Raw genomic sequence first — 18,695 nt, 5'->3', positions numbered from 1 at the left:
CGTCACGCCCCCTGGCTCGCGGCGGCGATGAACCGCTCGTAGCCTTCGGTCTCGAGACGCTCGGACAGCTCAGGGCCGCCCTCTTCGACGATCCGGCCGCCGACGAACACGTGCACGAAGTCCGGCTTGATGTAGCGCAGGATCCGCGTGTAGTGCGTGATCAGCAGGAAGCCCGCGTTGGTGCGCTCCTTGCTCCGGTTGACACCCTCGCTGACGACCCGCAGCGCGTCGATGTCGAGGCCGGAGTCGGTCTCGTCGAGGATGGCGAACTTCGGCTTCAGCAGTTCGAGCTGCATGATCTCGTGGCGCTTCTTCTCACCACCGGAGAAGCCCTCGTTGACGTTGCGCTGCGCGAACGCGGCGTCCATCTGAAGGTCGTCCATGGCCGACTTCAGGTCCTTCATCCACGTGCGCAGCTTCGGGGCCTCACCGTCGAGCGCGGTCTTGGCCGTGCGCAGGAAGTTCGACACCGACACACCCGGCACCTCCACCGGGTACTGCATCGCCAGGAACAGGCCCGCGCGGGCGCGCTCGTCGACGGACATCTCCAGCACGTCCTCGCCGTCGAGCGTGACGGTGCCCGAGGTGATCGTGTACTTGGGGTGTCCGGCGATCGAGTACGCCAAGGTGGACTTGCCGGACCCGTTGGGGCCCATGATGGCGTGGGTCTGACCCGACTCGATGGTCAGGTCGACGCCTTTGAGGATTTCCTTCTCCCCATCGTCACCGGTGTTGACCGAGACGTGCAGGTCGCGGATGGCAAGCGTGCTCATTGTGGTTCTCCCGAAAATCTCTGGTTAGTTCTTGGGCGTCATGCTGAGGAAGACGTCACCGTCACGGATCTCGACCGGGTACACGTCGACCGGCACCGTCGCCGGCAACCCGCTCGGTTTGCCGGTGCGCAGGTCGAAACGGGACCCGTGCAGCCAGCACTCGATGGTGCAGTCCTCGACATCGCCTTCGGACAGCGCGACGGCCGCGTGCGAGCATTCGTCGTAGATCGCGTACACCTCATCGCCGGAGCGCGCGAGCGCGACGGGCGTGCCGTCGATCTCGGCCCGGATCGCGCTGCCGACGGGAATGTCGTCGACGGCGCAGATGCGGATGTACGAGGCGTCGGTCATCACGCACCGACCTTGTCGAGTCGCGCCTCGATACCGTCGCTCAAGCGGTCGCGCAGCGCCTCGACCGGGATCTTGTTGATCAGTTCGATGAAGAACCCGCGCACGACGAGACGGCGGGCCTCGTCGGCGGTGATGCCGCGCGACTGGAGGTAGAACAGCTGCTCGTCGTCGAAGCGGCCCGTGGTGCTGGCGTGCCCGGCCGAGAGGATCTCGCCGGTCTCGATCTCAAGGTTCGGCACGGAGTCGGCGCGAGCGCCGTCGGTGAGTACCAGGTTCCGGTTGATCTCGTAGGTCTCGGTGCCGGTCGCGACGTCCTGGATGAGGACGTCGCCGACCCACACGGTGTGCGCGTCGGCGCCCTGCAGCGCTCCGCGGTAGTTGACGTTGGAGCGGCAGTCCGGCTGACCGTGGTCGACGAGCTGACGGTGTTCGAGGTGCTGGCCGTCGTCGGCGAAGTACAAACCGAACGCGTCGATGGAGCCACCGGGCCCCGCGAACTCCGCCGACAGGTACTGGCGGACGACGTCGCCGCCGAGCGTGACGGACACGTGGGTGACGGCGGCGTCCCGGCCGATGCGGACCTTCTGGTGTTGCAACTGCACGGCGTCCGCGGACCAGTCCGCGATGGACACGAGCGTCAGCTTCGCTCCGTCGGCGACGTCGATCTCGACGTTGTCGGCGAGCGTGGTGGAGCCGGTGTGGTCGAGCACGACCGTGACGGACGCGAACCGCCCGACCTCGATGAACGTGTGCGCGTACGAGGCGCCGTCGGAGCCTTCTCCGGTGACACGGACGACGACCGGGGTCGTCGCCTCCGTATCCGGGGCGACGCTGACGACCAGGGCCTCCGCCATGGACGTGTACGCCTGGGCGCTGGGCCGGTCGAACGGCACCAGTACCGACCCGATGCGGGTGTCGTCCTTGCCGACGGCCGCGACGGTCACGCCCTCGGGGAGCGCGTCGTGCTCGCGGCGCGGCGCGGCGCTCGCGGCGGGGAGAGTCCCGTCGTGGAGGCCCCGCAGACGTCGCAGCGGGGTGAACCGCCAGTCCTCCTCCCGGCCGTTGAGGGTCGGGAAGTCGGCGACGTCGTACGAACGAAGCAACTGGGACTTCGTCTTCGGCGGGACATCGGAGCCGGGCCCGTGAGCGTGCGGGCGCGCCATTGCGTTCGTGGTCATCGTGGTGAGGTCTTCTCCTAGTCGGCGTTTACGCGGGTACGGCGGCGGTTAACCGACCGCGCCTTCCATCTGCAACTCGATGAGGCGGTTCAGTTCCAGGGCGTACTCCATGGGCAGCTCCTTGGCGATCGGCTCGATGAAGCCGCGCACGATCATCGCCATCGCCTCGTCCTCGGTGAGACCACGGCTCATCAGGTAGAACAACTGGTCGTCGCTGATCTTCGACACGGTCGCCTCGTGGCCCAGCTGGACGTCGTCCTCACGGACGTCGACGTACGGGTAGGTGTCGGAGCGCGAGATCGTGTCGACGAGGAGCGCGTCGCACTTGACGGTGCTCTTCGAGTGGTGAGCGCCGTCGTTGACCTGTACGAGGCCACGGTAGGACGTGCGTCCGCCGCCGCGCGCGATCGACTTGGAGATGATCGAGGAGGACGTGTACGGAGCGGCGTGGGTCATCTTCGCGCCGGCGTCCTGGTGCTGGCCTTCGCCGGCCATCGCGACGCTGAGGACTTCACCCTTGGCGTGCTCGCCCGTCATGACGACGGCCGGGTACTTCATGGTGACCTTGGAGCCGAGGTTGCCGTCGACCCATTCCATGGTCGCGCCGGCTTCGGCGACGGCGCGCTTGGTGACCAGGTTGTAGACGTTGTTCGACCAGTTCTGGATGGTCGTGTACCGCACCCGGGCGTTCTTCTTGACGATGATCTCGACGACCGCCGAGTGGAGGCTGTCGGACGAGTAGATCGGCGCGGTGCAGCCTTCGACGTAGTGGACGTACGAGCCTTCGTCGGCGATGATCAGCGTCCGCTCGAACTGGCCCATGTTCTCGGTGTTGATCCGGAAGTAGGCCTGGAGCGGGATGTCGACGTGGACGCCCGGCGGCACGTAGATGAACGAGCCACCGCTCCAGACGGCGGTGTTCAGGGCCGCGAACTTGTTGTCGCCGACCGGGATGACCGAACCGAAGTACTTCTGGAAGAGCTCCGGGTGTTCCTTCAGGCCGGAGTCGGTGTCGAGGAAGATAACGCCCTTCTCCTCGAGGTCCTCACGGATCTTGTGGTAGACCACTTCGGACTCGTACTGCGCGGCGACACCGGCGACGAGGCGCTGCTTCTCGGCCTCGGGGATGCCGAGCCGGTCGTACGTGTTCTTGATGTCCTCGGGGAGGTCCTCCCACGAGTTCGCCTGACCCTCGGTCGACTTGACGAAGTACTTGATGTTGTCGAAGTCGATGCCGGAGAGGTCGGCGCCCCAACCGGGCATCGGCTTGCGACCGAAGAGCTTCAGGCCCTTCAGGCGCAGATCCAACATCCACTGTTCTTCGTTCTTGCGGCCGGAGATGTCGCGCACGACCGCTTCGGACAAGCCACGTTGCGCGACGGCGCCCGCGGCGTCGGGGTCGGCCCAGCCGTACTCGTACTTGCCGAGCGCGGCGAGGGTCTCCTCCTGGCTCAGCGGAGCGACGTTCGTGGTGTCGGTCATTGGTTCCTCACCTGTGACTTGTCGGTAGTTTCGGATGCGGACTGTAGCCCGGCGTCTTGGACACCGGGAATGTAGGTCGTGCACACTCCATCGCCGTTGGCGATTGTGGCGAGCCGCTGGACGTGCCCCTCGACGAGCCGCCCGATCACCTGTGTCTCAGCCTCACACAGTTGCGGGAACTCGGCGGCCGCGTGCGCGACTGGGCAGTGATGCTGGCACAACTGCCCACCGCCGGCGATGAGCGTCGCGGTCGCGGCGTAGCCCTCCGCCGACAACGCGGCGGCGAGCGCTTCGGCTTGGGCGAGCGGTTCATCGGACGCCCCGTTCATCGCCTGACGGCAGCGTTCCTCCAGCGGGGCGACCTGCTCCGCGGCGAACGCGGCGACGGCGGCGGGGCCACCGTGCTTGTGGATCCAGCGCAGCGCCTGCGTGGACAGGTCGTCATAGTGGTGGCCGAAGGTGTCGCGGGCGGCGGCGGTGAGCCGGTAGGTGCGCGCGGGGCGACCTCGGCCTCGGCGGGTGCCGTCGGGCTCGTGATGGGTGACGAGGCCCTCGGCGGTCATCGCGTCGAGATGTTTGCGGACCGCGACGGGGGTGATTCCGAGCCGGTCGGCGAGGTCTCGGGCGGTCAGGTTCGCGTTTTCGAGCAAGAGTCGAGCGACGCGGCTGCGGGTCTGCCCGTCTGGGGGCTGGCAGCCGGCGTGATGCCGGGTCGCGTCGTATTGCACAACCCCAGTGTTGCTTATTTCAGGAGGGGGTGCCAACCGGGGGTGGGTGACGGACGCCACCGCCGTATCGTGGGGCCTTGTGGCACCAGTCTGGGTTAAGCGTTTGAGCCTGTTGAACGTCGTCGTCAACGTCATGATCGTCATCACTGGTGGGGCGGTGCGTCTGACGGGCTCCGGCTTGGGATGCCCGAGCTGGCCGAACTGCGCCCCGGGGACCTTCCACACGACGCCTGAACTGGGCATTCATGGTGCCATCGAGTGGGGGAACCGCCTGTTCGGTGTCGTCGTCGGCATCGTCGCCGTGGCGACGCTGTTGGCGGCGTGGTTCGCCCGCCCCCGCCGTAAATCGGTCGTGCGGATGGCCTTCCTCGTGGCGATCGGCGTCCCCGCGCAGGCGCTCATCGGTTTCGTGACGGTTGAGACGGGACTGAACCCGTGGGTCGTCAGCTGCCACTTCCTCGTCACGATCGGGGTCCTCGCCGCGGCGTTCACCGGCTGGTTCCGATCGCGGGAGATCGAAGGGCCGTTCGAGCCGGTCGTGCCCCGGCAGACCCGACAGTTGACGCTCGCGGTCGTCTGGGTGACGTTCGCGGTCATCACGATCGGCGTCATCGTCACCGGTTCGGGCCCCCACGCCGGGGATCCGGCGTCGCCGCGCATCGGCCTCGACCCGGTCCAGTTGTCGCAGGCGCACGCCGACGCGGTGTTCCTCCTGCTCGGTTTCACGGTCGCGCTGCTGTTCACGCTGAAATCGGTGAAGGCGCCTCGGAACATGGTCACGGCCGCGTGGACCCTGCTGGCGGTCGAGCTCGGTCAGGGCCTGATCGGTTTCGTACAGTTGTTCACGGGGCTCCCGGAGCTGCTCGTCGGCGCGCACATGCTGGGCGCCGCGCTGCTGTGGCTGGCGGCACTGCGAGTGCACCTGATGGGGCGGACCCGCCTGCCCATCGATGACACGCCCGCGCACACGCCCACACAGCGGACCGAGTTGATCGACGTCACCGCTCCCGTCGCGTCCTTACGTCGCCCGAGCATGACCGAATAGTCGATACAGGACCAACTGAGGCGATCGATACGCAGGCCACGCACCCTATAGCGTCCGGTGCCGTGAGTGCCGTAGTGTTCGTTCGCGTGCAGGACTCCCCCGCCGCAACGGCGACGGCCGCCCTTCCTCGACTCGATTGGCGCGCGACCGTCCGAGCGGTTCGAGACTCGATCGCGTCACATCGGCGCCTGTTGCTGATGCTCGCGGCGATCCTCGCCGCCCTCGTCGTCGTCGTACTCGTGAACCGACACGGTCCACCGCACGCGGGGCTCCTCGTCGAACCGCTGGCGGCGCTCGGACTGGTCCTGGCCGCACGACGGCACGGCGTCAGCTGGCACGATCTGGGGCTTTCCCGACGAACGTGGCTGCGCGGTCTGGCGGTGGCGGGCGTCGCCATCCTCGCCGTGGCGTTGCTGTACGCGATCGCCGTCGCCTGGCCGTTGACGCGGCCGATGTTCCTCGACACGCGATATCAACTCGACATGGGCAAAGCCCTCCTCACCGCGCTCGTGTTCATTCCGCTGGGGACCGTTCTCATGGAGGAGATCGTCTTTCGGGGCGTGCTCCTGGGCGTCGTCGGCAAGCGTTCGAAGGCGCTCGCGATCCTGACCTCCTCAGTCCTCTTCGGGGCCTGGCACATCCTGCCGTCGTTGAACATGGGCGGGAATCAACTGATCGCGACGATCTTCGGTGTGGGCTTCTGGGCGACGGTGGCGGTCGTAGCGGCCGTCGTCGTGTTCACCGGGCTCGCCGGTTGGCTGATGTGCGAGATCCGTCGCCGCAGCGGCAGCCTCATCGCCACGGCCGGCCTTCACTGGGCCACGAACGGCCTCGCCGTCCTGCTGACGAGCGCGGTCTGGGCTCTCAACCTGGCATGACGTGTTTCGGGCAGCCGTTCAGGCGCACCCGACGCGTAACAACAGCTCGGCCTGCTCAAGGTCTTTTCGCAGGCTCGAAGCATCGGTGAACCGGACGGCTCCCATGCCGAACTCTTCAGCGGCGGCGACGTTGTCCGGGTTGTCATCGACGAAGAGGGCCTCGCTCGCGGTGACTGCGAACCGCTCCAGGGCGTACGTGAAGATCGCCGGATCCGGCTTCCACAGTTCGACCTCCCCTGAGATGACCGTGTCCCGGAACAATCCCAGCACCGGATACGCGCGGACCGCGATCGGATAGGTCTCGGCGGACCAGTTCGTGATCCCGTAGATCGGGGTACCGACACGATGGAGTTCAGTCACGAGCTCGCACACACCGGGGATCGCGGCCCCCAGCATCTCCGGCCACCGTCGCCAGTACGCCTCGATGAGCGCCCGCCGCTCAGGATGGGAAGCGACGGCGAGCCGGACCGCCTCGGCGAACGGTCGGCCACGGTCCTGTTCCGCGTTCCACTCACTGGAGCAGACCTCGGCCAGAAACCACGCCCGCTCCTCCGGGTCGGGAATGAGCCGCCGATAGAGGTACAGGGGATTCCAGTCGGCGATGACGCCCCCGACATCGAAGATGACGACACGGACGCGTTCGGGGTTCGATGCTGAGTTCATCGCTTCGTTCCTCTCGGGTTTTGACGGCGATCGGTGGGACCGGGGCGTCACACGAGGACGATCTCGACTCCGACGGCCCGGACCTTCTCCAGTTCCTCGCCCGGTGCGCCGTCGTCGGTCACGACCGCGTCCAGGTCGGTGATCGGGCAGACGTGGCCGAGACCGGTTCGGCTGAACTTCGAGCCGTCGCAGATCGCGATCCGGCGGCGTGCGGCGGCGATGGCCGCCTGTTTGATCGGAACCTCGGCCATGTCGTGCGCCGTCAGTCCCTGCTCGACGGAGAGGCCGCACACGGCGATCACCGCCGTGTCAACGCGCAGGGCTCGCAGCGACGTCTCGGTGAGGTGCCCGACCAGCGACAGAGTTCCCGGCAGCAGCTCCCCGCCCGGAACGAGCAGCCGCACGTCCGGGGCACCGCTCAGGGCGTTCACCCCGTGCAGATCCAAGGGAATCGCGGTGATCCGCCGACGCGCCAGCGCGCGGGACGCCCATAGGGCTGTGGTTCCACTATCGACGATCACCGATTCGCCGTCGGCGATCAAATCGTTGACCTTCTCGCCGATCCGTGCCTTGATGTCGGCGGCGTCGTGTTCGCGGACGCCGAACGGGGGCGCCTCACCGCGAAGCATCAAGCTGATCGCACCGCCACGGACGCGACGGAGCGCGCCCTGCTCCGCGAGCAGGTCCAGGTCCCGACGAATCGTCATCTCCGTGCACCCGGTCTGTTCCGCCAAGTCGGCGACCGTGACCCGCTGGTCGGTACGCAGCCGTTCGATGATCGAAAGGTGGCGATTCGAACTGTTCATGTGTTCTAAACTACAAAAAGCATGTTTGAAAAGCAAGCGGCGAAACCACGCGGAACCGATCTTCGGCGGCCGCCGAACGTCGGTGAATCCCTTGTCCCCGCTGATCCCCCAGCGCCCCGAATTCGGGCGGGCACCAACCCGACGCCCTGATCCCTTGGGCGAACCAATGCTCTCGACCTGGCCATGATGGTCGGTCGCTCAGCGTCGGAGTGAAGCCTCCGTTAAGCGAGACGAATACACATCGAAGCATTGCTACACAGCAATACCATTGGCACATGGCGGAAGAAGTGCTCGCGAGCCCGACCGCGCTGGGCCAGCTCTCCCAGGACCTCGTCGACATCTCCGGGGACCTGCGTGACGAGCTGGCGAGCACGCGCGACACGGGTTTGATCGAATCGACGGCTTTCGGCAACACAGAAGGAGTCGGCGTCATCACGGCCGCGTACGGCAAGGTCTACGAGGCGATGGGGCAGGCGGTCGAGGACCTCGCCGACGTCCTCGAAGGCGATGTCGACCGGGTCCTGCGGTTGGCCTTCGCATATCAGGAACAAGACGAGCGCAACGCCGACGACATGCCGGACTGCGTGCCCGGTCAGCCCTGCTAGGAAAGGCGGCAGCCATGGCCGAACCGGAGATCAACGTCGACCGCCGCTGGTGGAAGCTGGAGGCCGATCGCAGCGCCGTCACCGCCGCGGCCCGCGCGTGGCGGTCCATCGGCACCGCCGCCGAGGACGCCGGGGACGACCTCAACACGAAGGCCACCGTCGTCTACGACGGGGGCTGGGAGGGTGAGGGTCGAGACGGATACCAAGACCACCAACGGAAACTGAGCACGTCGTTGGTGAAGGCGAGCGAGCCCGCGATCGCCGTCGCCGACGCGCTCGACGACGCCGCTGAGGCGCTACGGATCCGCCAGGACGAACTGACCACCGCCGAAGGCGAGATCACCGGTGCCGTCCCGTGCACCGTCGGGGCCGACACCATCACGTTCAAACCCGAGGACGCGAAGCAGTCGACCGCGGTTCACGGCGCGGTCACGACGGCCAAGGGCATTCGGAAGCAGCTCGACACCGACCTGAGCACGGTCGCCGCCGCCCTCGACACGGCCACGACCGCGTTCACCAAGACCAGTGACGACTGGGACTCGATCGTCGCGGGAACCGACCCCTTCAATCTGCCGCCGGAGGCGTCCGGCACCCGCACGATCACGTTGACCGACGGCACCGTCCTCCTCAACAGCGGCACCGGTGACGACGACGTCAAGGTCACCACCGACGAGGACGGCAACGTCGTCGTCACCGTCAACGGCCAGACGCACACCTATCCGCCGGGCACGGACATCACCGTGCGTGGTGGCGAGGGCGACGACACCATCACCGTCGACACGGACGACGTCAAGGTCACGGCCCTGGGCGGCGAGGGCGAGGACACGATCTCGACCGGCAATCCGCTCCTCCCGTTCTTCGACAGCGAAGGCGGTGATCACACGATCCTCGCGGGCGACGGCGACGACAGCGTCTCCACCGGCGAGGGGAACAACCGCGTCTCCGGTGGTTCGGGCAACGACAGCGTGCTCGCGGGCGACGGCGACGACCAGATCTCGACGGGCGACGGACAGGACAGCGTCCTCGACTTCGGTGGCGACAACATGATCTCGACGGGACGTGGGAACGACAGCGTCAGTGCCACCGGCACCAACTCCGTCTACAGTGGCTCCGGCGAGGACAAGGTCTCGACCGAGGGCGGCGACGACACGATCGTCGCCGGGGACGGAGATGACCGGATCGAGGCCGGAGACGGCAACGACCGTGTGTACTCCGGCGAGGGCATGGACTACGTCGACGGGCAGGACGGCGACGACTACCTCGACGGCGGAACCGCCGATCCGAACGGCCAAGGCGACACGATCTACGGCGGCGACGGCGACGACCGCATGGTCGGCACCGACGGCGACGACTACATGGACGGCGGCGAGGGCGACGACAGCCTCCTCGGCCGCGACGGCAACGACGTCCTCTCCGGCGGCAACGGCGACGACGCGATCGACGCGGGAGCCGGTGACGACGTCATCTACACGGGATTCGGCGAGGACGACGTTCGCGGCGACTCGGGCGACACCGCGTACTATCAGGACGGTGAGGATCGGGTCCAGGGGGTCGGGACCAAGGAGGACGTCAAGCCGGTCGACGTCAACAAACTCGTCGAGGACGGGGTCATCGAGATCGACGGGGACGAGGAGTTCACCGACCGGATGCTCGCCGACCTGAACACCTTCGGCGCCTCCCCCACCGGCAAGGAGATGCTCGGCCTCTACGAGGACCACATGACGGACTTCATGAACGGCGACTCGCTGAAGATCACCGAACTGCAGCTCGACCCGGACAACCCCGATCGGGACGAGGAGGGGGAGGTCGAGAACGGCTACGCCCGCAACACCGGCACGTTCAGCGACGACATCGAGCTTGAGATAAACCCGGCGTTCCACCTCGGCGACGGTCCGGGCGGCCGTCCCGCCGTCGTCCTGTACCACGAGTTGGCGCACGGCGCGAGCCATCTGCTCGACGTCCACACCGGAGGCGACAAGGTCGGCGGCAACGGCCCCGACGCCGACATCAACAAGTCCGAGAGGCTCGCCGCCGGACTGAAGACCGACGGCAGCGCTTACGATCCGAACGACCCGAGCGGCGGCCTCGGCCAGGACTACGACTTGACGGAGAACGGCATCCGCGACGAGATGGGACTCGACCCGCGCGAGACGTACTCCAGCGACGGTCGATGAACCGGCGGTCGACGGCGGCGGTCGCCGTCGCGGCGACCATCGCCACCGTGGGGCTCGATCGCCTCGCGGTCCTGCTCGTTGAGCTCGACGGCCCAGACTGGGCCGGTGGCGACGCTCCCGTCGGCGAACGATCGGGGGATGTCGTCGACATCGCGCTGACCTCGCTCGCGATCGTCCTCATAGGATGGACATGGTGGACTGGCCGGCAGCGTGGACGTGGCGCGCTCGCCGCCTCGGGAGCCTTCGCCGTCGCGGTCGTGGCGACTTTGGCGATCGCGGCCTTCTTCACGCCGCTGCGATTCGCGCTCCGGCCGAACCCGGCGGGCGACGACCTGACCGGCGGCGCCCTCACGGGCCCGTGGTGGTTCGCGTGGGGCCGACCGGCGCTGCTGATCGTCGCGGCGGTCGCCGTGGTCGTCGCGGTCGCGACGCTGACGGCCCCGTTCGAAGACGCCGCCGTCGACCGCGCACCGCGATCCACGACGATCGCGACCCGCGTCGGGTTGTTCCTCGTCTGGGCGGCACTGGCCGTGACTGTGGTCGTCTTCCTGGCCGTGGCGCAGGCGACGGGCACCTCGCCGCTACCCGGGCTGCTTCCTGCTTGCGTCGCCGCCGCCGGGGCTTACGTGGGAACACGGCTCATCGCGGCGAGCGGTCGTCTCGGCGTACCGGTGACGCGTCGAGAGCGGGCGACGGTCGTCGCCACCGGCGCACTCATTCCATTCTGGATTGTCGCACTGGGGTGGCTCTTCTGGGCGAACCCTCTGGTCGTGGAACCGTCGATCGTCGAGTACGGGCTGCGCGAGAGCGTCGAACCGTGGGCTGGGCCGCTGCTGGTGGGCGGCCTCGCCGTCGGCGTCGTCGCCCCGATACTCGCGCTGTTCGGTTGGCGCGAGCGCGATCGATCCGACCGACGCACAACGCGGTAACGCGGCCTCGCGCTCGACGCTTCAGCCCACGTGTCGCGCGATGGCGGCGGCCATCGTGGCCACCGAGTCCGGCGCGTGCCCGTAGAACAGGGACGGCTCGGTGAGTTCCAGTTCCATGAGCCGCAGGGTGTCGCCGTCGCGGATCAGGTCGACGCGGGCGTACAGCGGCGCACCGTCACCGGGGACGGCCGCGAGTACGGCCTCGGCCATCGCGAGCTGGTCCTCGTCGGGTGCGGCGGTGGTGATGCGTTCGCCCTTGTACAGGTCCAGGTTGGGAATGTGCGGGCCGTCGAGCATCGCGGCCTTCGTGATGGCGTGCGAGTAGACGCCGTCGATGTAGATCAACGCGGTCTCACCGTGTTTATCCACATCGAACATGTACGGCTGGGCCATGACGACGAGGTCCTCCGCGAGGAGACGGGTCACGTGCTCGATCGCGAGGGCGTGTTCGGCGGGGCTGGCGAGGTCGTAGCGTCCGGCGTCGCGGCTGCCCGCGCCGACGGCGGGTTTGAGCACCCACACGCCTTCGCGGGGCAGCACCGGTTCGGCGCCGGGTTCGAACCAGGTGGTGTCGACGGTGGTGATCCCGGCAGCTGCGAGTTCGCGCAGATATCGCTTGTCGGTGTTCCATTCGACGGTGGCGGCGTCGTTGACGAGGCGGGGAACGGTGCGCGCCCAGTCGACGAACGCGGCCCGGTCGCGGTGGTAGTCCCAGGGACAGCGCAGCACGGCGAGGTCGAAGGAGTCCCACGCCACCGAGGGATCGGTCCAGATCGCCGGAACGGCGGCGATGCCAAGGTCCCGCAGCGGCGCGACGATGCGGGCCTCGTCCGGGTCGAGGTCCGGCAGTTCGGCGCAGGTGACGATGGCGACGGTCGGCATGCCGCCGAAGCTACCGTGCCGACCGTCCGCCGCGCGAGGACCTGTCGGCTACGTCACCAAGGAAGGCGATTGTGGACTATCGGTCAGACGAGGAAGGTGTCGATGGCGAGCGCCACGAACACGAGGGTGATGTAGCTGGTCGACCAGTGGAACAGCCGCATCGGCTTGAGATCCTCGCCCCGGCGGGCCCGGCCGTACAGGCGGTGCGCCTCGAGGCAGAACATGAGCCCGCAGGCGATCGCGACGACGCCGTACAGCGGCGTGGTGGCCATCGGCCACAGGGCGACCGACGCGGCGACCATCAGCCAGGACCAGATGACGGATTCGAGGCCGACCCGGGACGCGGAGGCGACGACGGGCAGCATCGGGATGCCGGCGGCGGCGTAGTCGTCCTTGTACTTGATGGCGAGCGCGAAGAAGTGCGGCGGCTGCCAGAAGAAGACGATCGCGAAGAGGATCCACGCCTCCCAGGAGAGCCCGCCGGTGACGGCGGCCCAGCCGATGAGGACGGGCGCGGCTCCGCAGACGCCGCCCCAGACGGTGTTCGCGGCGGTGGTGCGCTTCAACCACATCGTGTAGACGATGTCGTAGTAGGCGATCGCGGCGAGGGTGAGCAGCGCGGCGAGGGTGTTGGTGGTGATCCAAATGATCGCCACGGAGGCGGCGCCGAGGATCAGCCCGAAGACGAGCGCGTTGCTCGCCGAGACGGTGTGCTGCGGGATGGGGCGCCGCGAGGTGCGTCGCATCAGCGGGTCGATGTCGCGGTCGAGGTAGCAGTTGATGGCGTTGGCCGCTCCGGCGGCGAACGCTCCGCCGACGACGACGGTGAGGACCGTCAGGAACGGCGGCAGACCATTGTGGGCGACGCGGGCGGCCAGCAGCATCGCGGGGATCGTCGTGATGAGGAGCAACTCGACGATGCGCGGTTTGGTCAAGGCGACGTAGGCCTTGAGGACGGCCGCGGCGCCCGGGGGCGGCGGCGTGCTCGGCGGGGTGGCACCGCCGTCGGTGCGAATGATCAGCGGTCGGACCGGGTGTGGGGCGGCTTCGGTTGTCGCCGTCGCTGCGGTGGCCGCCATCGAATTTCTACGCATCGTGGAAGAGCGTATTCGGCCCTGCGGCGGTGGTGGCGCCGGGGGCGGCCCGGTGTCGCGCCTCACTTTGACTCAGCCGACAGCGAACGACGGCACGCGCTACGTGAGGATTGCCATAACGGTAGGTATCGTCGTGCCTGTCGCCGTATTTCTACGCCCGAGGAGGCACAAGGTGGCCACAGCTTCGCTGGAATGGTCAACTCTCGATCAGCGTGCGGTGGACACCGCGCGGGTCTTGGCGGTCGACGCCGTCGAGCGGGCCGGCAACGGCCACCCGGGAACGGCCATGAGCCTCGCCCCGGCCGCCTATCTGTTGTTCCAGAAGGTGATGCGCCACGACCCGACCGACCCGACCTGGGCCGGACGCGACCGGTTCGTGCTCTCTTGTGGGCACTCGAGCCTGACGCTGTACACCCAGCTGTACCTGGCCGGCTTCGGCCTGGAGCTGCCGGACCTGGAGGCGTTGCGCCAGTGGGGTTCGGCGACTCCGGGGCACCCGGAGCACGGGCACACCGCCGGGGTGGAGACGACGACCGGACCGCTCGGGCAGGGCATCGCCAACGCCGTGGGCATGGCGATGGCGGCGAGACGGGAGCGCGGCCTGTTCGATCCCGAGACCGCGGACGGCGAGTCGCCGTTCGACCATTTCGTGTACGCGATCTGCTCGGACGGGGACATCGAGGAGGGCATCAGCCACGAGGCGAGCGCCCTGGCCGGACATCAGCAACTGGGAAATCTCGTCGTCATCTACGACGACAACCAGATCTCCATTGAGGACGACACGCGGGTCGCGCTCGCGGAGGACGTGGAGGCGCGGTACGCCGCGTACGGCTGGCACACGATCACGGTGGACTGGCGCGGGGACGGTTCCTCGTACGAGGAGGACATCGAGGCGCTGTACGCCGCGATCGAGGCCGCCAAGGCCGAGCGTGGTCGTCCGTCGTTCATCTCGCTCAAGACGATCATCGGCTGGCCCGCGCCGACGAAGCAGAACACGGGCGGCATTCACGGGTCGAAGCTCGGAGCCGAGGAGGCGGCGGCGACGAAGCAGGCGCTCGGGTTCGACCCGAACACCTCCTTCGCGGTCGACGCCGAGGTGCTGGAGCACACGCGTTCCCTCGCGAAGCGGTCCGTCGCGGCCCGGGTGGAGTGGGAGGAGGCCTTCGATCGATGGGCCGCCGGAAACGCACGGGGCATGGCGTTGTTCGAGCGTCTGAGCCAGCGGGAACTGCCGCCGGGTTGGACCGACGCGCTGCCGACGTTCGACGCCGACGCGTCCGGCGTGGCCACCCGCGTGGCGTCCGGGAAGGTCCTGTCGGCTCTGGCGGACGTCCTGCCGGAACTGTGGGGCGGTTCGGCGGACCTCGCGGGCAGCAACAACACGACGATGGACGGTCAGCCGTCGTTCCTGCCGTCGGAGCACGCGACGAAGAAGTTCCCCGGACACCCGTTCGGTCGCACGCTCCACTTCGGCATTCGCGAGCACGCGATGGGCGCGATCTGCAACGGAATCGCGCTGCACGGCGGAACCCGCCCATACGGCGGGACGTTCCTCGTGTTCAGCGACTACATGCGCCCGGCGGTGCGGTTGGCGGCTCTGATGGGGCTGCCGGTCACCTTCGTGTGGACGCACGACTCGATCGGCCTGGGCGAGGACGGCCCCACCCATCAGCCGATCGAACACCTGGCGGCGCTGCGCGCGATTCCGGGACTGGACGTCGTCCGGCCCGCCGACGCGAACGAGACGGTGTGGGCGTGGCGCGGCGCGCTCGAGCACACCGACCGCCCGACCGGGCTGGCTCTGACGCGCCAGAACGTGCCCACGATCGACCGGGAACGCCACGGTGACGCCGCGGGAACCCTCAACGGCGCCTACGTCCTGTCGGACTCCGACGGGGCGCCGGACGTCGTGCTGCTCGCGTCGGGCAGCGAGGTCAGCCTCGCGATGGAGGCACAGGAGCGGTTGCGCGGCGAGGGCGTCGCCGCCCGCGTGGTCTCGGTGCCGTGCATGGAATGGTTCGACGCGCAGAGCAAGACCTATCAGGACAGTGTGCTGCCGCCGTCGGTACGCGCGCGAGTGAGCGTCGAGGCCGGCATCACGATGCCGTGGCGTCGTCTCGTCGGTGACGCGGGCGAATGCGTTGGTATCGAACACTTCGGGGCGAGCGCGCCGTACGAGCGCCTGTTCGCCGAGTTCGGCATCACCACCGACGCGGTGGTCGCCGCCGCGAAGCGGTCCATCGAGAACGCTCGGGCATAACGGTTCGACGCGATGTGTTCGACCGGGCGGAGGGTTCGCCNGGTCGAACCCGACATGGTGGCGCCCGCGCCACCTCCGATACACAAGGGAGCGACGCGTACATGACTCAGGATCGACTCGCCGAACTGTCCGAGGCCGGGGTGGCGGTATGGCTCGACGACATCTCACGGCGCCGACTGACGACCGGGAATCTCGCCGAACTGCGCGATGACCGGCACGTCGTCGGGGTGACGAGCAACCCGACCATCTTCGCCTCGGCGCTGGCCTCGGGTGACGACTACGCCGACCAGCTGTCGGACCTGGCGCTGCGCGGTGTCGCGGTCGACGAGGCCGCCCGCGCGATCACGACGTTCGACGTCCGGTGGGCGTGCGACCAGTTGCGCGAGGTCTGGGACAAGACCGCCGGCGTGGACGGCCGCGTGTCCATCGAGGTCGACCCGCGGTTGGCGCACGACACCGCGCGCACCGTCGCGGAGGCCAGGGCCCTGTGGTGGCAGGTGGACCGACCGAACCTGTTCATCAAGATCCCCGCCACGGCCGAGGGGCTCCCGGCGATCGCCGAGGTGCTCGCCGAGGGCATCAGCGTCAACGTGACCCTGATCTTCGGCCTCGGCCGTTACCGCGAGGTGATGGAGGCGTTCCTCGACGGCATGGAACGCGCCCGCGCCAACGGGCACGACCTGAGCAGACTGACGTCCGTCGCGTCCTTCTTCATTTCCCGTGTGGACAGTGAGATCGACAAGCGGCTGGACGCGATCGGCACCCCCGACGCCCTCGAACTGCGCGGGAAGGCCGCCGTCGCGAACGCCCGTCTGGCCCACCAGGCGTACCTGGAGGTGTTCTCGACGCCGCGGTGGAAGAGCCTCGCCGACGACGGGGCCACCCCGCAGCGTCCTTTGTGGGCTTCGACCTCCTCGAAGAACCCGGACTACCGCGACGTCATGTACGTCGAGGAGCTCATCGCGCCCGGAACCGTCAACACGATGCCGCAGGCCACCCTCGACGCGTTCGCCGATCACGGGGAGACGGTCGCCGACAGCATCACCGGCGCCCACGCGGACGCCGCGTCCGTTCTCGAACGACTCTCCGCCCTCGGTGTCGACTACGACGACGTCGTCTCCACTCTCGAGCGCGAAGGCGTCGAGAAGTTCATCGTCAGCTGGGAACAGTTCCTCGACAGTGTCCGCGACGCGCTCGCGGCGACCGAAGCCTGAATGTAGGGAAACCCCGATGACCCGTATGGACGCCGCCGGAGGGCTGGCGGCAACGACCACACTCGACGTCACGACCGCCATCGACATGCTGTGGGACCTGGACGCGCCTCGGCGACTCGCCGCCGCCGACGCGACCCTGTGGGGCGCCGACGCCACCGACCTCGCCCGCACCCGACTGGGTTGGATCACCACCCACACGACCAGCCGCGAGTTCCTCCCGAAGATCGCTCAGATCCGGGAATCCATGCGGGACAAGGGTCTCCGCAACGTCATCCTCGCGGGAATGGGCGGGTCCTCGCTCGCGCCCGAGGTGATCGGCAAGACCCTCGACCTCCCATTGCACATCGTGGACACGACCGACCCGGTCGCGGTGGCCGGAGCGCTGTCCAGCGACCTCGACTCGACCGTGGTCGTCGTGTCCAGCAAGTCCGGCTCCACCATCGAGACGGAGAGCCTGCGACGCGCCTTCGTCCAGGCGTTCACCGACGCCGGAGTCAAGAACGTCGGCGACCACTTCGTGATAGTCACGGACCCGGGTTCGCCCCTGGAACAACTCGGCAAGGCGATGTCGGCGACGGTCATCCCCGCCGACCCGAACGTCGGCGGACGCTACTCGGCTCTGACCGCGTTCGGCCTCGTACCGGCCGCGCTCGCGGGCGCCGACATCGCCGAGCTCCTCGACGAGGCGGACGACTTCGCCGCCACCATCGGGAACGAACCCGGAGACAACCCGGCCCTCCTGCTGGCCGCCGCGCTCACGACCGGGGACACCCTCTCGATCGGCGGCGACGGCTCCGGCATCGTCGGCCTCGGCGACTGGATCGAACAGCTCGTCGCCGAGTCGACCGGTAAGAACGGCACCGGAATCCTGCCCGTCGTCATCGAGACCAGCGACGCGTTCGGCCACACCACCCCGGGCGCGATCGACGCGGTCGTCGGTGGTTCCGGAATGCCCGGCCGGCTCGGCTCGATCGCCACGACACCGCCCCAGCTGACCGTCAACGGGCCGCTCGGCGCGCAGTTCCTCTGCTGGGAGGTCGCCGTGGCGCTCGCGTCGATCCCCTTGGGCGTCAACCCGTTCGACCAGCCGAACGTCGCCGAGAGCAAGGACAACACCGCGACGATCCTCGCCGACGGCGCACCGGACGAGGAACCGTCCTTCGTCGACGGACCCATCACCGGCTACGGTGAGGCCGACACCCTCACCGACGCGCTGCGCGGGCTGCTCGACACCGCCACCGCCACCGACGGCGGCTACGTCGCCGTCATGGCCTACCTCGACCCGCACTCCGACGGCGCCGTCGCCGACGTGCGCCGCGCCCTCGCCGACATCGCGAACGTCCCGGTCACCTTCGGCTGGGGGCCACGCTTCCTCCACTCGACCGGACAATTCCACAAGGGAGGACGACCGACCGGCGCGTTCCTCCAGATCACCGGCCACACCGACCGCAACTGCGAAGTCCCGGGCCGCCCCTACGGCTTCGCCGAACTCGAAGCCGCCCAGGCCGCCGGCGACCGCGACGCGCTCCGCCGACGCGGGCGCCCCCTCGTCCGACTACACCTCACCGAGCGCAGCGATGGCGCCGCCGCGCTCCTCGCCGCGATCAAGGAGATGGCGCGCCCGTGACGACCA

17 protein-coding genes are annotated in these 18,695 nt (G+C 68.3%); 8 read left to right on the top strand and 9 right to left on the bottom strand.

Annotated features, from left to right (window positions below; all coding sequences use genetic code 11):
• Nucleotides 1-2 precede the first annotated feature (2 nt).
• From sufC to ACM9NP_RS10485, 5 genes are read right to left on the bottom strand one after another with little or no spacing between them, the layout of a single operon-like run.
• Nucleotides 3-773 carry a Fe-S cluster assembly ATPase SufC gene (gene sufC, locus ACM9NP_RS10505; RefSeq protein WP_415646451.1) on the bottom strand — a complete coding sequence of 257 codons (771 nt, stop codon included), beginning with the start codon at nt 771-773 and terminating at the stop codon, nt 3-5.
• Between the two features lie 24 nt (nt 774-797).
• A complete protein-coding gene (locus ACM9NP_RS10500) occupies nt 798-1,124 on the bottom strand; it encodes a bifunctional 3-phenylpropionate/cinnamic acid dioxygenase ferredoxin subunit (RefSeq protein WP_415646450.1) in 327 nt (108 codons plus the stop codon).
• A complete protein-coding gene (gene sufD, locus ACM9NP_RS10495; RefSeq protein WP_415646449.1) occupies nt 1,124-2,302 on the bottom strand; it encodes a Fe-S cluster assembly protein SufD in 1,179 nt (392 codons plus the stop codon). Before sufD ends, ACM9NP_RS10500 begins: the two co-directional genes overlap by 1 nt.
• A 48-nt stretch (nt 2,303-2,350) precedes the next feature.
• Entirely contained in the window at nt 2,351-3,784 is a 1,434-nt protein-coding gene (gene sufB / locus ACM9NP_RS10490) for a Fe-S cluster assembly protein SufB (RefSeq protein WP_415646448.1), read from the bottom strand.
• The gene (locus tag ACM9NP_RS10485) at nt 3,781-4,512 is read right to left on the bottom strand and encodes a helix-turn-helix transcriptional regulator (protein ID WP_415646447.1); all 732 of its coding nucleotides are present in this window, start codon (nt 4,510-4,512) and stop codon (nt 3,781-3,783) included. Before ACM9NP_RS10485 ends, sufB begins: the two co-directional genes overlap by 4 nt.
• Nucleotides 4,513-4,591: 79 nt before the next feature.
• Here ACM9NP_RS10485 and ACM9NP_RS10480 point away from each other — a divergent pair, with 79 nt between their 5' ends.
• Together ACM9NP_RS10480 and ACM9NP_RS10475 are read left to right on the top strand one after the other, a co-directional pair.
• A complete protein-coding gene (locus ACM9NP_RS10480) occupies nt 4,592-5,557 on the top strand; it encodes a COX15/CtaA family protein (RefSeq protein ID WP_415646446.1) in 966 nt (321 codons plus the stop codon).
• A 62-nt stretch (nt 5,558-5,619) separates the two neighbouring features.
• Nucleotides 5,620-6,435: a CPBP family intramembrane glutamic endopeptidase gene (locus ACM9NP_RS10475; protein ID WP_415646445.1), complete on the top strand. Its 816-nt coding sequence runs from the start codon at nt 5,620-5,622 to the stop codon at nt 6,433-6,435.
• An 18-nt stretch (nt 6,436-6,453) separates the two neighbouring features.
• On the opposite strand, the gene ACM9NP_RS10470 is transcribed toward ACM9NP_RS10475, so the two are convergent.
• Complete coding sequence (locus ACM9NP_RS10470) at nt 6,454-7,098, bottom strand: HAD family hydrolase (RefSeq protein WP_415646444.1); 645 nt, start codon at nt 7,096-7,098, stop codon at nt 6,454-6,456.
• 47 nt (nt 7,099-7,145) lie between these two features.
• Nucleotides 7,146-7,904 (bottom strand): DeoR/GlpR family DNA-binding transcription regulator, encoded by a 759-nt coding sequence (locus ACM9NP_RS10465; RefSeq protein WP_415646443.1) that lies wholly within the window; start codon nt 7,902-7,904, stop codon nt 7,146-7,148.
• 275 nt (nt 7,905-8,179) lie between these two features.
• Here ACM9NP_RS10465 and ACM9NP_RS10460 point away from each other — a divergent pair, with 275 nt between their 5' ends.
• Genes ACM9NP_RS10460 through ACM9NP_RS10450 form a run of 3 tightly spaced genes read left to right on the top strand, consistent with a single transcriptional unit; the run spans nt 8,180 to nt 11,612 of the window.
• Entirely contained in the window at nt 8,180-8,509 is a 330-nt protein-coding gene (locus ACM9NP_RS10460) for a hypothetical protein (protein ID WP_415646442.1), read from the top strand.
• Between the two features lie 14 nt (nt 8,510-8,523).
• Entirely contained in the window at nt 8,524-10,683 is a 2,160-nt protein-coding gene (locus tag ACM9NP_RS10455; protein WP_415646441.1) for a M91 family zinc metallopeptidase, read from the top strand.
• Nucleotides 10,680-11,612, top strand: a complete 933-nt coding sequence (locus ACM9NP_RS10450; RefSeq protein WP_415646440.1) for a hypothetical protein — start codon at nt 10,680-10,682, stop codon at nt 11,610-11,612. The genes ACM9NP_RS10455 and ACM9NP_RS10450 overlap by 4 nt, the downstream gene beginning before the upstream one ends.
• A gap of 21 nt (nt 11,613-11,633) precedes the next feature.
• Here the strand turns inward: ACM9NP_RS10450 and ACM9NP_RS10445 are convergent, their stop codons facing one another.
• Nucleotides 11,634-12,494, bottom strand: coding sequence for an ATP-grasp domain-containing protein (locus ACM9NP_RS10445; protein WP_415646439.1), 861 nt, complete (start codon nt 12,492-12,494; stop codon nt 11,634-11,636).
• A gap of 83 nt (nt 12,495-12,577) precedes the next feature.
• On the bottom strand, nt 12,578-13,588 hold the full coding sequence (locus tag ACM9NP_RS10440; protein ID WP_415646438.1) for a heme o synthase: 1,011 nt from the start codon (nt 13,586-13,588) through the stop codon (nt 12,578-12,580).
• A gap of 172 nt (nt 13,589-13,760) precedes the next feature.
• Between ACM9NP_RS10440 and tkt the strand changes: the two genes are divergently transcribed.
• The 3 genes from tkt (at nt 13,761) to ACM9NP_RS10425 (ending at nt 18,689) form a co-directional block, all read left to right on the top strand.
• Nucleotides 13,761-15,848 carry a transketolase gene (tkt, locus tag ACM9NP_RS10435; protein ID WP_415646437.1) on the top strand — a complete coding sequence of 696 codons (2,088 nt, stop codon included), beginning with the start codon at nt 13,761-13,763 and terminating at the stop codon, nt 15,846-15,848.
• 101 nt (nt 15,849-15,949) lie between these two features.
• Nucleotides 15,950-17,062 (top strand): transaldolase, encoded by a 1,113-nt coding sequence (gene tal, locus ACM9NP_RS10430; RefSeq protein ID WP_415646436.1) that lies wholly within the window; start codon nt 15,950-15,952, stop codon nt 17,060-17,062.
• A 16-nt stretch (nt 17,063-17,078) separates the two neighbouring features.
• Nucleotides 17,079-18,689, top strand: a complete 1,611-nt coding sequence (locus tag ACM9NP_RS10425) for a glucose-6-phosphate isomerase (RefSeq protein WP_415646435.1) — start codon at nt 17,079-17,081, stop codon at nt 18,687-18,689.
• The last annotated feature ends 6 nt before the right edge of the window (nt 18,690-18,695 follow it).

This window comes from Stackebrandtia soli (assembly GCF_965137155.1).
Classification (GTDB): Bacteria; Actinomycetota; Actinomycetes; order Mycobacteriales; family Micromonosporaceae; genus Stackebrandtia; species Stackebrandtia soli.
Note: the sequence above shows the minus strand (reverse complement) of the source record. Positions and strands in the feature narration are given on the sequence as shown.

Excerpts from the sequence above, each read along its gene's own strand:
- ACM9NP_RS10500 (WP_415646450.1), bottom strand. The coding sequence starts at position 1,124 with ATGACCGACGCCTCGTACATCCGCATCTGCGCCGTCGACGACATTCCC.
- ACM9NP_RS10425 (WP_415646435.1), top strand. The coding sequence starts at position 17,079 with ATGACCCGTATGGACGCCGCCGGAGGGCTGGCGGCAACGACCACACTC.
- ACM9NP_RS10440 (WP_415646438.1), bottom strand. The coding sequence starts at position 13,588 with ATGCGTAGAAATTCGATGGCGGCCACCGCAGCGACGGCGACAACCGAA.
- sufD (WP_415646449.1), bottom strand. The coding sequence starts at position 2,302 with ATGACCACGAACGCAATGGCGCGCCCGCACGCTCACGGGCCCGGCTCC.
- ACM9NP_RS10455 (WP_415646441.1), top strand. The coding sequence starts at position 8,524 with ATGGCCGAACCGGAGATCAACGTCGACCGCCGCTGGTGGAAGCTGGAG.
- ACM9NP_RS10450 (WP_415646440.1), top strand. The coding sequence starts at position 10,680 with ATGAACCGGCGGTCGACGGCGGCGGTCGCCGTCGCGGCGACCATCGCC.
- ACM9NP_RS10465 (WP_415646443.1), bottom strand. The coding sequence starts at position 7,904 with ATGAACAGTTCGAATCGCCACCTTTCGATCATCGAACGGCTGCGTACC.
- ACM9NP_RS10460 (WP_415646442.1), top strand. The coding sequence starts at position 8,180 with ATGGCGGAAGAAGTGCTCGCGAGCCCGACCGCGCTGGGCCAGCTCTCC.
- sufB (WP_415646448.1), bottom strand. The coding sequence starts at position 3,784 with ATGACCGACACCACGAACGTCGCTCCGCTGAGCCAGGAGGAGACCCTC.
- sufC (WP_415646451.1), bottom strand. The coding sequence starts at position 773 with ATGAGCACGCTTGCCATCCGCGACCTGCACGTCTCGGTCAACACCGGT.
- tal (WP_415646436.1), top strand. The coding sequence starts at position 15,950 with ATGACTCAGGATCGACTCGCCGAACTGTCCGAGGCCGGGGTGGCGGTA.
- ACM9NP_RS10470 (WP_415646444.1), bottom strand. The coding sequence starts at position 7,098 with ATGAACTCAGCATCGAACCCCGAACGCGTCCGTGTCGTCATCTTCGAT.
- ACM9NP_RS10445 (WP_415646439.1), bottom strand. The coding sequence starts at position 12,494 with ATGCCGACCGTCGCCATCGTCACCTGCGCCGAACTGCCGGACCTCGAC.